Raw genomic sequence first — 13,247 nt, 5'->3', positions numbered from 1 at the left:
TGTAGTTGTCGTGCTCGCCCGGGCTTCGCGCCGCGCGAGCGATCAGGTTAGCCGCGCCGAAAAGCGCCGCCGCGTCTTTGGCCGGTAGCAAGGCGCGCGCCGAGTCTGCGTCGCGCGCGTCTCGCGCCCGTTTCAGTGATCGTGCGGATGCTTGTGAATCGGATCGACCCAATAGACTTCCTCGGGCTTTTCCACGGCATCGATGTTGAGATTCACCACCACCGCTTCATTGTCGCTGCGCACGAGCACGCATTCGAGCGGATCGTCGGTGCTGGCATTGATTTCCTGATGCGGCACGTAGGGCGGCACGAAGATGAAATCGCCGGGACCGGCCTCGGCGGTGAATTCCAGATGCTCGCCCCAGCGCATGCGCGCCTGACCGCGCACGACATAGATGACGCTCTCGAGCGCGCCATGATGATGCGCGCCCGTCTTCGCATTCGGATGGATCGTGACCGTGCCGGCCCAGATCTTCTGCGCGCCGACGCGCGCCGCGTTGATGGCGGCCGCGCGGTTCATGCCCGGCGTCTGCGGGGTGTTGGTGTCGAGCTGATCGCCCTTGATGACCTTGACGCCGTGTTCGCGCCAATCGGTATGCTGATGTGGGTCGCTCATGTCGGTTTATCGTCTGCGGATAAGGAAAGTCCGTTGCCGCCACCAACAGAGCGAGCAACGGACTTCCGATACTACACGGTTCGATCGCGATTATTTCGCTTTCGAGTTGATGATCGCCTCGGACACGTTCGTCGGCGTCTCGGCGTAGTGCTTGAACTCCATCGTGTAGGTCGCGCGGCCCTGCGTCAGCGAACGCAGCGAGGTCGAGTAGCCGAACATCTCGGCGAGCGGCACTTCCGCGCGCACGAGCTTGCCGCCGCCGCCCGCGATGTCTTCCATGCCCTGCACGAGCCCGCGCCGGCCGGACAGATCGCCCATCACGTTGCCCATGAATTCCTCGGGCGTCTCGACTTCGACGGCCATCATCGGTTCGAGCAGCACGGGCCTCGCCTTGCGCATCGCTTCCTTGAAGGCGATCGAGCCGGCCATGCGGAACGCGTTTTCATTCGAATCGACGTCGTGATACGAGCCGAACGTCAGCCGCACCTTCACATCGACGACCGGATAGCCCGCGAGCACGCCCGCCTTGAGCGTTTCCTGAATGCCCTTGTCCACGGCCGGGATGAACTCGCGCGGAATCACGCCGCCCTTGATCTGGTCGACGAACTCGTAGCCCTTGCCCGGGTCCGGCTCCAGCGCGATCACCGCATGACCGTACTGGCCGCGCCCGCCCGACTGCTTGACGAACTTGCCTTCGATGTCCTCGACCTTGTTGCGCACCGTCTCGCGATACGCGACCTGCGGCTTGCCGACGGTCGCCTCGACGCCGAATTCGCGCTTCATCCGGTCGACGAGAATTTCGAGGTGCAACTCGCCCATGCCGGAGATGATCGTCTGGCCGGATTCCTCGTCGCTCGCCACGCGGAACGACGGATCTTCCTGCGCAAGCCGATTCAGCGCGATGCCCATCTTCTCCTGGTCGGCCTTGGTCTTCGGCTCGACGGCCTGCGAGATCACCGGCTCCGGGAAGATCATGCGTTCGAGGATGATCACGTGATTGGGATCGCACAGCGTGTCGCCGGTCGTCGCTTCCTTGAGACCGACCGCTGCCGCGATGTCGCCCGCGCGCACTTCCTTGATTTCCTTGCGCTCGTTCGCGTGCATCTGCAGGATGCGGCCGAGTCGCTCCTTCTTTTCCTTCACGGGGTTGTAGACCGTGTCGCCCGAATTCACGACGCCCGAATAGGTGCGGAAGAAGATCAGCTGGCCGACGAACGGATCCGTCATGATCTTGAACGCGAGCGCGGAGAACGGCTCGTCATCGCTCGGATGGCGTTCCGCTTCCTTGTCGTCTTCCGTGTGGCCGAGAATCGCAGGCACATCGACGGGCGAGGGCAGATAGTCGATCACCGCATCGAGCATCGCCTGCACGCCCTTGTTCTTGAACGCGCTGCCGCACAGCATCGGCACGATCTCGTTGGCGATCGTGCGCTTGCGCAGCGCCGCCTTGATCTCATCTTCCGTCAGGCTCTCGTGATCTTCGAGATATTTTTCGAGCAACTCCTCGCTCGATTCGGCGGCGGCCTCGACCATCTTCTCGCGCCACTCGTGCGCAAGCTCCTTGAGATTGTCGGGAATCTCCTCGTAGTTGAACTTGATGCCCTGGCTGTCGTCGTCCCAGACGATCGCCTTCATCTTCACCAGATCGACGACGCCCTGAAAATGCTCTTCCGCGCCGATCGGAATCTGGATCGGCACCGCGACGCCCTTGAGGCGCTCGGCGATCTGCCGCTGCACGCGAAAGAAGTCCGCGCCGACGCGGTCCATCTTGTTGACGAACGCGATACGCGGCACCTTGTACTTGTTCGCCTGACGCCACACGGTTTCCGACTGCGGCTGCACGCCGCCGACCGAGTCGTAGACCATGCACGCGCCGTCGAGCACGCGCATCGAGCGCTCGACCTCGATCGTGAAATCGACGTGTCCCGGCGTGTCGATGATGTTGATCCGGTGTTCCGGATAGTTGCCCGCCATGCCTTTCCAGAAGGCCGTCGTCGCCGCGGAGGTGATCGTGATGCCGCGTTCCTGCTCCTGCTCCATCCAGTCCATCGTGGCCGCGCCGTCGTGAACCTCGCCGATCTTGTGCGTCACGCCGGTGTAGAAAAGGATGCGCTCGGTAGTCGTCGTCTTGCCGGCATCGATGTGAGCGCTGATTCCTATATTCCGATAGCGCTCGATGGGAGTCTTGCGGGGCACGTGAACCTCCTGTGGATGTGTCGACCCTGGCCGCCATGCGGCGGCCATCGGCGCGACCTGAAGTGGTGAGATGCGTCGCGCTGAATCTTTTTAGGATAGCGCGTCGGCAAGCTCTTTGCAGGAATCCTGCCAGCCCGGAGGAAGGGACTTTTCGGACGAAAAAAACCGGCGTGCCTTGCGACGACGCCGGTTTGCCGATCGGGCGAAAAGGCTTTACTGCGCGCGCGGCAAGCCCTTGAGCTGCATGCCGGGCTTGATGCCCTTCGCGGCGAACCAGCCCTTGGACATTTCGAGCGCGTACACGCCGTTGTTGCGCGGGCAGTGATTGTTCTCTGTTTCGGCCTGCATTTCGTCGATGTCGGTGATCGTGCCGTCCGCGCGAATGAACGCGATCGACAACGGGATCAGCGTGTTCTTCATCCAGAAGCAATGCACGGCGTTTTCGTTGAACACGAAGAGCATGCCTTCGTTCGGCGCGAGCTTCGTGCGATACATGAGGCCTTGCTCGCGATCGGCATCGTTCGCGGCGACGGCGGCATCGATCACGTACATGCCCGCGGTGAGCTTCGCGCGCGGGAAATCGGATGGTTGCTTGGCGCCGGGCGGCATCGTCTGGGCTTGCGCGAGCGGCGCGGCTGCGAGTGGCAGCAACAACGCGATCACACATGCGCGAATCATGGCGGCGATGCGCGAGCGCCGGGCCGAAGCCGTCGAACTGAATGGTGACACCAAGGCACGCAACAACAGATTCACGACGATGCTCCTCTCAAGACAAACGTTGTGCCGGAAAGCCGGCGGCCCCGCGCATGTTACTCGATGCGCAAGGACAAAACAAAAGGGCAGACGCCTTGCGGCCATCTGCCCTTCAACGCCGTAAAAACGGCGGTAATGCTCGTTCTTGACTTCGCTATACCGCCGTTTACAACGAACTTACTGAGCTGCCGAAGCGGCTTCCGGAGCCGAAGCGGCTGCCTTCTTGTGCGACTTGTGCGACGACTTGTGCGACTTCTTGTGCGCCGTCGACTTGTGAGCCGACGAAGCAGCTGCCGGAGCAGCAGCGGCCGGAGCCGAAGCTTCTTGTGCGAAAGCGGCAGTTGCGAACAGGCCAGCGACGAGAGCAGCGATCAGTTTGTTCATCTTGTGAATCCTCAGCTTGAGTTAATTAACCAAACGACCCGGTCATTGAGTCATGTCGGTAAACGAGCCACCTACCTTTCGGTTGACAGTCGCTTCGATAAATTAATCGCGATACGACTGTGAACGCTTGAACCTTTCAAACTCCCTGGAGCACACAGGTTGTTGTAATCAGTTTTTCGCTCATGCCGGATAGCTTTACGCGGCATCTGACGCCCTTAACGCATCGCGCGAGGAGCCGGTTGACGCGATTTACAGAGAATTGCGCAGCAGACCAAAAAAATATTCGATTCGCGACACGCGCTACTCGATCTTCATGACATTGCCTTTAAGCACATCGCAATGAAGCGGGCAATGTCGCTTATTTTCGGGATAGTTGAATGCGATTCAACGAAGGCGTTGCCACGGCGCGCCCGGCGGAACCTCAACGGTCTCGCCCGGCGCGATGTCGAGCGTGAAGATATCGAGTGCGCCGATCGCGACACGCACGAGCCGCAAGGTCGGAAAGCCGACGGCCGCGGTCATGCGTCGGACCTGCCGGTTCTTGCCTTCGGTGATGGCGAGTTCGATCCACGTCGTCGGGATGGCGGCGCGATAGCGGATCGGCGGCGTGCGCGGCCAAAGCGCGCCGGTGTCGCGTTCATCGACGAACGCGGTGCGGCAGGGGCGCGTCACATAGTCGCCGAGATCGACGCCTTTCGCGAGACGCGCGAGCGTGGCTTCGTCGGGCGCGCCTTCGACTTGCGCCCAGTAGCGCTTCACGAGCTTGTGACGCGGCTCCGCGATGCGCGCCTGCAACGCGCCGTCATCGGTGAGCAGGAGCAGGCCTTCGCTGTCCGCGTCGAGCCTGCCCGCGGGATACACGCCCGGCGTCTTCACCCAGTCGCCGAGCGACGCGCGCGTTTCGTGCGCGGAGAACTGGCAGATGGTGCCGAACGGCTTGTTGAGGGCGATGAGTGACATGCGAGGCGGCGCGCGGCGTGATCGGATGCGGCATCTTAATGCATGCGCATGGCCGCCTCGGGCGCGCCGGGGCAGGCCAGCATGGTTAGAATGATGTCGTGACCAACATCGGGGCTGTGCGTCGTCGCCCCCGCATGCTGCATCGCATCGCTCTCTATCCAGTTTGTTTGCTCCCATTCAAGTCCGGCCTTATTTGGAGTCGACCATGCCGTATCAGCACATCAAGGTTCCGGCGGACGGTGACAAGATCACCGTCAACCCGGATTTCTCGCTCAACGTTTCGGATCAGCCGATCATCCCGTACATCGAGGGCGACGGCACGGGCGTCGACATCACGCCGGTGATGATCAAGGTCGTCGATGCGGCGGTGGAAAAGGCCTACGGCGGCAAGCGCAAGATTCAATGGATGGAAATCTTCGCGGGCGAAAAGGCGACGCGCGTCTACGGCCCGGACGTGTGGCTGCCGGACGAATCGCTCGACGCGGTGAAGGACCACGTCGTGTCGATCAAGGGGCCGCTCACGACGCCTGTCGGCGGCGGCATCCGGTCGCTGAACGTGGCGCTTCGTCAACAGCTCGACCTGTATGTGTGCCTGCGGCCGGTGCGCTACTTCAAGGGCGTGCCGTCGCCGGTGCGCGAGCCCGAAAAGATCGACATGGTCATCTTCCGTGAGAACTCCGAAGACATCTATGCGGGCGTCGAATGGCCGGCGGAATCGGCGGAGGCGAAGAAGGTCATCAAGTTCCTGCGCGAGGAAATGGGCGTGACGAAGATCCGTTTCCCGGATTCGTCGGGGCTCGGCATCAAGCCTGTGTCGCGCGAGGGCACGGAACGGCTCGTGCGCAAGGCGATTCAATACGCGATCGACCACGACCGCCGCTCCGTGACGCTCGTGCACAAGGGCAACATCATGAAGTTCACCGAAGGCGCGTTCCGCGACTACGGTTACGCGCTCGCGCAGAAGGAATTCAACGCGGAGCTGATCGACGGTGGTCCGTGGATGAAGGTGAAGAACCCGAAGTCCGGCAACGACATCGTCGTGAAAGACGTGATCGCCGACGCGTTCCTGCAGCAAATCCTCTTGCGCCCGGCCGAATACGACGTGATCGCGACGCTCAACCTGAACGGCGACTACATCTCGGACGCGCTGGCGGCGCAGGTGGGCGGCATCGGCATCGCGCCGGGCGCGAACATGTCGGATTCCGTCGCGATGTTCGAAGCGACGCACGGCACGGCGCCGAAGTACGCGGGCAAGGACTACGTGAATCCGGGCTCGGAAATCCTCTCGGCCGAAATGATGCTGCGGCATCTGGGCTGGGTCGAGGCGGCGGATCGCATCATCGCGTCGATGGAGCAGTCGATTCTCTCGAAACGCGTCACCTACGACTTCGCACGCCTGATGGAAGGCGCGACGCAGGTATCGTGTTCGGGCTTCGGACAGGTGATGATCGAGAATATGTGAGGACTCACCTCGGTTCGATGTGTTAAATAAAAACCCCGGAAGGCCTACGCCTTTCGGGGTTTTTAAATTGCGCCCGTGCCTCATATGCGAGAAAGCGCGGGGCGCAAAAAAACCCGGCGCCAGGGCCGGGTTTCACGAGGCAAAGTCCGATCGAACGGTCAGGCCGATTCCTGGATGTTCGAAGCTTGTTTGCCCTTAGGTCCCTGGACGATCTCGAAGCTGACCTTCTGGCCTTCTTTGAGAGTCTTGAAACCGTTCATTTGAATCGCCGAGAAATGTGCGAACAGATCCTCGCCGCCTTCATCGGGCGTGATGAATCCGTAGCCTTTCGCGTCGTTGAACCACTTGACCGTACCAGTAGACATTCGTACTTCCCCTCTAACTCTTGTCGCACCCAGAGCACGCTCGAAATGCGGCCACCCCACAATGTGAACCGCCCCCTCCTCACAAGCTCACCTCGGCCTCTTTTTTCGTCCGTGGTTGGCCCCCGGAAAAAAGTGCCAGTTTGATTGTTAAATCTCTTAAATCGGGTGTCAAGGAATTTTTGGGATGGCCGTTAAGCTCGTTGCAAAGAGCGCATTCGTAGGGTAATTCCTGCTTTGCGTGTGCGCTGCCGTCCAAGCACGCCATCTTGAAAAGTCGCATAATCGACTCACTTGTGTGTTACCTGGCGGCCCGCGGCGCCTGGTGCTCGGTTTGTTTTTTTTGAAGCTGTGCGATACTCGTTTTGACGAGGTGCAAGCGGGCCGCGCCGAAGCGTTGGGCAGCGGCAGGATTCGATGGACGGTAGCTGCGCAATTGCAGTTTTCAGCGTTTCATTCCGACCGGGCGGTTGGTGCTGGAGCGGTGATTGCGGGGACGTCCGTGTTGTTTAGAATGGGTGTATGGCGATCAATCCCAACAAGCAGGATGGCACTGTACTGGAGCGGCAGGAGCAGAAGCTCAAGAAGCCGGCTATGTACAAGGTGGTGCTGCTGAATGATGACTTCACGCCGATGGAATTCGTCGTGATGGTCGTGCAGGAATACTTTAATAAAGATCGTGAGACTGCGACGCAGATCATGCTGAAGGTTCATCGCGAAGGCAGGGGAGTTTGTGGGGTCTACACGCGGGATATCGCGTCGACCAAAGTTGAGCAAGTCGTTAGCCATGCAAGGCAAGCGGGACATCCGCTGCAGTGCGTGATGGAGGAAGCATGATTGCCCAGGAACTGGAAGTCAGTCTGCACATGGCGTTTATGGAAGCACGTCAGGCGCGGCACGAGTTCATAACGGTCGAGCATCTCTTGCTCGCCCTGTTGGACAATCCGACCGCGGCTGAAGTGTTGCGCGCCTGCGCAGCCAACATTGAAGATTTGCGTCAGAACCTGCGCAATTTCATTCATGACAACACGCCGACCGTGCCGGGCACGGACGACGTCGATACTCAGCCGACGCTTGGTTTCCAGCGCGTGATCCAGCGCGCGATCATGCACGTGCAATCGACCTCGAACGGCAAGAAGGAAGTGACCGGCGCGAACGTGCTGGTGGCGATCTTCGGCGAGAAGGACTCGCACGCGGTGTACTACCTGCAGCAGCAGGGCGTGACGCGTCTGGATGTCGTGAATTTCATTTCGCACGGAATCGCCAAGACGAACACGGGCGACGCCGCGAAGACGAACAGCGAAGCCAATCCGGAATCGGAAGACGCTGCCGCGCAGAAGGAAACGCCGCTCGCGCAGTTCACGCAGAACCTCAATCAGCTTGCGAAGGACGGCAAGATCGATCCGCTGATCGGCCGCGAGCTGGAAGTCGAGCGCGTGGTGCAGGTGCTGTGCCGCCGGCGCAAGAACAATCCGCTGCTCGTCGGTGAAGCTGGCGTCGGCAAGACCGCGATCGCCGAAGGCCTCGCCTGGCGAATCACGCGTGGCGAAGTGCCGGACATTCTGGCTGACGCGCAGGTGTACTCGCTCGACATGGGCGCGCTGCTCGCAGGCACGAAGTATCGCGGCGATTTCGAGCAACGCCTGAAGACGGTGCTCAAGGAACTGAAGGAGCGTCCGCACGCTATTCTGTTCATCGACGAAATTCATACGCTGATCGGGGCGGGCGCGGCTTCGGGCGGCACGCTGGATGCATCGAACCTGCTGAAGCCGGCGCTGTCGTCGGGGCAGTTGAAGTGCATCGGCGCGACCACGTTCACGGAATATCGCGGCATCTTCGAGAAGGACGCGGCATTGTCGCGTCGTTTCCAGAAAGTGGATGTCACGGAGCCGACCGTCGAGCAGACCGTCGCGATCCTGCGCGGCCTCAAGACGCGCTTCGAGGAGCATCACGGCGTGAAGTATTCGTCGGGTGCGCTGTCGGCGGCGGCTGAATTGTCGGCGCGCTTCATCACGGATCGTCATTTGCCGGACAAGGCCATCGACGTGATCGACGAAGCGGGCGCCGCGCAACGCATCCTGCCGAAGTCGAAGCAGAAGAAGACCATCGGCAAGAGCGAGATCGAAGAGATCATCTCGAAGATCGCGCGCGTGCCGCCGCAGAGCGTGTCGCAGGACGACCGCAGCAAGCTTCAGACGCTCGATCGCGATCTGAAGGCCGTCGTGTTCGGTCAGGATCCGGCTATCGATGCGCTGTCGGCATCGATCAAGATGGCGCGCGCGGGCCTCGGCAAGACGGACAAGCCGATCGGCGCGTTCCTGTTCTCCGGCCCGACGGGCGTCGGCAAGACCGAGGTCGCGAAGCAACTGGCGTTCACGCTCGGCATCGAGTTGCTGCGCTTCGACATGTCCGAATACATGGAGCGTCATGCGGTGAGCCGGTTGATCGGCGCGCCGCCGGGTTATGTCGGTTTCGACCAGGGCGGTCTGTTGACTGAAGCCGTCACGAAGAAGCCGCATTGCGTGCTGCTGCTCGACGAAATCGAGAAGGCGCATCCGGACATCTACAACGTGCTGCTGCAGGTGATGGACCACGGCACGCTGACGGACAACAACGGCCGCAAGGCGGACTTCCGCAACGTCATTATCATCATGACGACGAATGCGGGCGCCGAAACGATGGGCAAGTCGGTGATCGGTTTCACGTCGCGCCGCGAGTCGGGCGACGAAATGGCCGACATCAAGCGCATGTTCACGCCGGAGTTCCGTAACCGTCTGGACTCGATCATCAGCTTCCGCTCGCTGGACGAGGAAATCATCCTGCGTGTGGTCGACAAGTTCCTCATGCAACTGGAAGATCAGTTGCACGAGAAGAAGGTCGATGCAGTCTTCACCGATGCGTTGCGCAAGCATCTTGCGAAGCACGGTTTCGATCCGCTGATGGGCGCGCGCCCGATGCAGCGTCTGATTCAGGACACGATCCGTCGTGCACTGGCCGACGAGCTGCTGTTCGGCAAGCTGCTCAACGGCGGCCGCGTGACGGTGGATGTCGATGCGGACGACAAGGTGCTGCTCACGTTCGACGAGAACTCGACGCCGCCGCGCAATCCGAATCCGGAAGCAATCGAAGTGGATTAATCGTTGGGGTCTTTGGAAGTGAAAACGGCGCGGTTTCGACCGCGCCGTTTTTTTTCGTGCCGAGAAAGCTCAGTGCTTGCCGGTGCTGCCGAAACCGCCGGCGCCGCGCTCGCTCGCCTCGAAGTCATCGACGATATTGAACGCCGCCTGCACGACAGGCACGATCACCATCTGCGCGAGGCGTTCCATCGGGTTGAGCGTGAACGCGGTATCGCCGCGATTCCATGTCGAGACCATCAGTTGGCCTTGATAATCCGAATCGATCAGCCCGATGGCTATGCGCACCCTAGAGTGTCTCAATCCGCTGGGACCCCGACACAGTCGGGCTCTCCGGCCGGGCTACCTCAGAAAGTGTCTCACTTTTCACCCCTGAGGCGCCCACCCGGCCGTGGGTTACGCCTTGCCGGTGCTTCCGAATCCGCCCGTTCCACGTTCCGTCTCGGTCGAGAACGTGTCAACAAAGCTGAGCCCCACCTGAACCACAGGCTGGAACATCAGCTGAGCGATTCGGTCACCAGGCTGCACCGTGTAGTCCTCGGTTCCAGCGTTCGCGAGGATAACGCCAATCTCTCCGTGATAGTCGGCGTCTATCACGCCTATCCCTTGCGCGACGTGGACGTGATGCTTCAGCGATAGACCGGACCGAGAGGCGACGATTGCGACGAGTCCGGGGTCCATCATGTTGATGGCCAGCCCAGTCGTTATAAGTTCCTTTCCGCCAGCCTTGATGGTCAGTGGGCCCTCGATGCAAGCGCGGAGGTCCATTGCCGCTGAACCGTCGGTCGCATACGACGGAACGGGGATTTTGTGGCCAAGCAGTTTGTTGACGATGCGCGCTTCAATTTTTCGATGCATGTATCTACCTGAGGGGACAGAGCACTTGACGAAGGTGAGGGGAGCTAGCGTGCCGAGCCCTCGTGAGGCGGAATTTTACCAACTTCGCGATGGCTATCCTCCTGCAGGCAACAGCTGTGGTTGCTTGTGCCTCGTATAGCGTGAAAACGAGCAGCCCGTCACACGGAGCTCTATTTTCAGAACGTCTTCGGAATCGCTGTCGGGTTGGCGTGATAGTGGCATCTGGATGACGGTGGACTGAGATTGCCTATCGCGCAGATTCTTGTTCTCCGTCTCCACTACATCAATCTTCCGCTTCAGCACAAAAATCATGTTAGCGCTCAGCGTCCGTTGCTCTTCGACCTGCCGCCTTACGTCTTTCAGCTCTTGACGAAGACGTTTGATTTCGTCTCTCGCCTGGAGGAACGCCTCGTGAGGGGTTTGTGGCGGCTCGGCTGCCTTGCTTGACCCGTACGTGCACAAGTCGTCGTACTTGGTCTTCAAATCCGTGTGTTCGGCGAAGCATCGATAAACCGTGGCGCGACCAACACGTGCCTCTTTGGCCACGTTCACTACGGTAACTTTCCCATCGCTGTGTCTTGTCATGCCGCTCTTGTGGCGGTCGAGAGCGCAATCGATGGCGTCATAGTTAGATTGCCTCACCGCCTGCCTCCTTGACGATTTTCTCGATTTTGTCGGCTTCCTTAGACAACAGTTGCTTTGTAATCACTGATGTCTTCGGGTGTCGGATTGCATCTTTCACCTGTGCCAGTTGCGCCGTCCACAATGGGAGATGCTTTTTAGTAACGCAAGCGTTATCGCAGTTACCTGGTTCGCACCTATTCAGAATCGGCGCGTCTTTTACCTGTGAATTTTTGAGGCAGCGGGCAGCCTTGGGCTCGAAGTAACAAAGGTTCAGGGTTGCGATATAGAGTGTTTTATCTGTGCTCGCAAGCCACTTGGCAATGGTCGAAGGAGGATAATCTTCCGCTCTACCTTTAAACTCGGCTTCAAAGGCGCGCTTGATTTCTGATGCAGCCTTTCCTGCGACGGCTCCGGACGACAATGAGATTGCGAACTCATCCATGAAATCAAAATAGCCGAGGCCCCCCTCGTCGCGGACCATATTCAAAAACTCGGTATCGACGCTTCCATAGCCTTCGAAAATCGCAACCTGCGCGTGCTTGTATTGGCGCATTCCGGCGATGATTCCGTATTTCTGTCGAGCTATAAAACGCGCGAGTGTTCGGCGAAACTGTCTCGTGTTGAAAAGCCACGGCTTCTCAATTCCGTCCTCATCGGTCCAGTTTGGGATAGAGGCGAATTTGGTCTTCTCGTTAATGTGCCGGCGGTACTGCTCGATGCTCTGCAATACCGTGCTTGAAGTAAGCTCAGTCGCTCGGGCATCGTCACCCGTCAATTGAACCGCAAAGAAATGGTTGTCAGTGCCGCCCAAAAGCAACCGCTTTGTTCCAAGTGCCTTGCGGGCATGTTTGGTCAGTTGTTGCAGGATGTCAATTGCGACTACGACATCGTCAATGATGACCCAAGTATCTTTGGAGCCGCGCCGCCGATGCTTCCGCAAAACCGTATTCAAGTAAACGAGTCTTCTCCCGTCTGCAGCTTCGTCAACAACGCAACAATCTTCCTCGATTGAAAATAGCTCAGAGGCGCGAACGCCAGAGTAGGCGAGGATAACCAAAATGCAAGCGACCCGAAGACGATGTAGTTCAACGTATAGTTCTCGTCTACCAGTCCACTCTTCTTTCCTCCATACCGAAGGATATTTCGCCAAAATCTTAGTCATTTTTTTCCTGAGGCGCTTCTCCTTACCACTGTCAGTGAGCTTGGCGTCCGCAATATCCGTATCCCATTCAGCCTGAAGCTCTTGCCACACACCTATTATGGTACTGCTATGCTCAAGGACATAGGCCAGACTTGCATCCATCAACGGTCCCATGATTTCATCGGGAATTGGTGGTGTCCTATTGACATTCGAATCCCCTTCTTTCGGAATGCGCGACACCATCTCTTCTTTTTCAACGCCAAAAGGCATTTCTCGAAGCGGCTCGGAGAGACGAGGCGAGAAGTCCCAGACCTTGTAGAGGAATGTAATAAGCTTCCTGCTCCGCTCGTCCGATTTAGTTTCGCGGTCGTCGCTGCCATGCATCAGGACATTTACATACTGCTCAAGGAGCTCATTGGTGACATCTGAGAAGCTAAAGCAACCCATAGACGCCGCGAAGTCGGCGAAATCGTTGAGCGAGTAGAGCTCCTGAACGACGCTCAACCACTCGAGATGTCTGTGGGAGTCCACCGGGTCCTTCAACATCGAGTACGCCAGCTCAGCGCCAGCCAGCGCAAATCCGGACGGGAACCCTGGTATGAGGGAGAAATCCCACGAATCGTGCTTCGGCCCGAGTCCAGGAAGGTCGCGATACTCTGCGGTGCGCCATTCGGCATCCTGAAACACGGACGTGCTCGATACTTTAGTGTTGGCGGCGTAAATCATGCTCGGCGCCAATGAAAGCGGCCCCGTATCCA

At 59.3% G+C, this 13,247-nt stretch carries 12 protein-coding genes and 1 pseudogene; 3 read left to right on the top strand and 10 right to left on the bottom strand.

Features of this window, described 5'->3' with window-relative positions:
* Nucleotides 1–132 precede the first annotated feature (132 nt).
* The 5 genes from PQR08_RS29920 to PQR08_RS29900 all read right to left on the bottom strand — a co-directional run bounded on the left by PQR08_RS29920 (nucleotide 133) and on the right by PQR08_RS29900 (nucleotide 4,908).
* Nucleotides 133–615: a cupin domain-containing protein gene (locus PQR08_RS29920; protein WP_187607346.1), complete on the bottom strand. Its 483-nt coding sequence runs from the start codon at nucleotides 613–615 to the stop codon at nucleotides 133–135.
* Between the two features lie 90 nt (nucleotides 616–705).
* Nucleotides 706–2,811 carry an elongation factor G gene (gene fusA, locus PQR08_RS29915; protein ID WP_371880113.1) on the bottom strand — a complete coding sequence of 702 codons (2,106 nt, stop codon included), beginning with the start codon at nucleotides 2,809–2,811 and terminating at the stop codon, nucleotides 706–708.
* A gap of 213 nt (nucleotides 2,812–3,024) precedes the next feature.
* Nucleotides 3,025–3,489: a DUF192 domain-containing protein gene (locus PQR08_RS29910; RefSeq protein ID WP_408163349.1), complete on the bottom strand. Its 465-nt coding sequence runs from the start codon at nucleotides 3,487–3,489 to the stop codon at nucleotides 3,025–3,027.
* A 252-nt stretch (nucleotides 3,490–3,741) separates the two neighbouring features.
* The gene (locus PQR08_RS29905) at nucleotides 3,742–3,948 is read right to left on the bottom strand and encodes a hypothetical protein (RefSeq protein WP_075583803.1); all 207 of its coding nucleotides are present in this window, start codon (nucleotides 3,946–3,948) and stop codon (nucleotides 3,742–3,744) included.
* Between the two features lie 384 nt (nucleotides 3,949–4,332).
* Entirely contained in the window at nucleotides 4,333–4,908 is a 576-nt protein-coding gene (locus PQR08_RS29900; RefSeq protein ID WP_238209923.1) for a pseudouridine synthase, read from the bottom strand.
* Between the two features lie 205 nt (nucleotides 4,909–5,113).
* Here PQR08_RS29900 and icd point away from each other — a divergent pair, with 205 nt between their 5' ends.
* A complete protein-coding gene (icd, locus tag PQR08_RS29895) occupies nucleotides 5,114–6,370 on the top strand; it encodes an NADP-dependent isocitrate dehydrogenase (protein ID WP_408163322.1) in 1,257 nt (418 codons plus the stop codon).
* A 158-nt stretch (nucleotides 6,371–6,528) separates the two neighbouring features.
* Here icd and PQR08_RS29890 read toward each other — a convergent pair whose 3' ends face one another.
* Nucleotides 6,529–6,735 (bottom strand): cold-shock protein, encoded by a 207-nt coding sequence (locus PQR08_RS29890; RefSeq protein ID WP_035497884.1) that lies wholly within the window; start codon nucleotides 6,733–6,735, stop codon nucleotides 6,529–6,531.
* Between the two features lie 519 nt (nucleotides 6,736–7,254).
* Here PQR08_RS29890 and clpS point away from each other — a divergent pair.
* Both clpS and clpA read left to right on the top strand, forming a co-directional pair.
* Entirely contained in the window at nucleotides 7,255–7,569 is a 315-nt protein-coding gene (gene clpS, locus PQR08_RS29885; protein WP_014190611.1) for an ATP-dependent Clp protease adapter ClpS, read from the top strand.
* The gene (gene clpA / locus PQR08_RS29880) at nucleotides 7,566–9,869 is read left to right on the top strand and encodes an ATP-dependent Clp protease ATP-binding subunit ClpA (protein WP_238209925.1); all 2,304 of its coding nucleotides are present in this window, start codon (nucleotides 7,566–7,568) and stop codon (nucleotides 9,867–9,869) included. The genes clpS and clpA overlap by 4 nt, the downstream gene beginning before the upstream one ends.
* Before the next feature lie 69 nt (nucleotides 9,870–9,938).
* Here the strand turns inward: clpA and PQR08_RS29875 are convergent.
* The 4 genes and pseudogenes from PQR08_RS29875 to PQR08_RS29860 form a co-directional block, all read right to left on the bottom strand.
* Nucleotides 9,939–10,175: pseudogene (locus PQR08_RS29875) on the bottom strand (dCTP deaminase/dUTPase family protein); the annotation flags it as partial.
* Nucleotides 10,176–10,262: 87 nt separating this feature from the next.
* The gene (dut, locus tag PQR08_RS29870; protein WP_408163320.1) at nucleotides 10,263–10,724 is read right to left on the bottom strand and encodes a dUTP diphosphatase; all 462 of its coding nucleotides are present in this window, start codon (nucleotides 10,722–10,724) and stop codon (nucleotides 10,263–10,265) included.
* 93 nt (nucleotides 10,725–10,817) lie between these two features.
* The gene (locus PQR08_RS29865) at nucleotides 10,818–11,366 is read right to left on the bottom strand and encodes a hypothetical protein (protein ID WP_408163318.1); all 549 of its coding nucleotides are present in this window, start codon (nucleotides 11,364–11,366) and stop codon (nucleotides 10,818–10,820) included.
* On the bottom strand, nucleotides 11,353–13,215 hold the full coding sequence (locus PQR08_RS29860; protein WP_408163316.1) for a site-specific integrase: 1,863 nt from the start codon (nucleotides 13,213–13,215) through the stop codon (nucleotides 11,353–11,355). Before PQR08_RS29860 ends, PQR08_RS29865 begins: the two co-directional genes overlap by 14 nt.
* Nucleotides 13,216–13,247 lie beyond the last annotated feature (32 nt).

This window comes from Caballeronia jiangsuensis, assembly GCF_046030135.1.
Classification (GTDB): domain Bacteria; phylum Pseudomonadota; class Gammaproteobacteria; order Burkholderiales; family Burkholderiaceae; genus Caballeronia; species Caballeronia jiangsuensis.
This window is presented reverse-complemented; position numbering and strand designations above follow the sequence as displayed.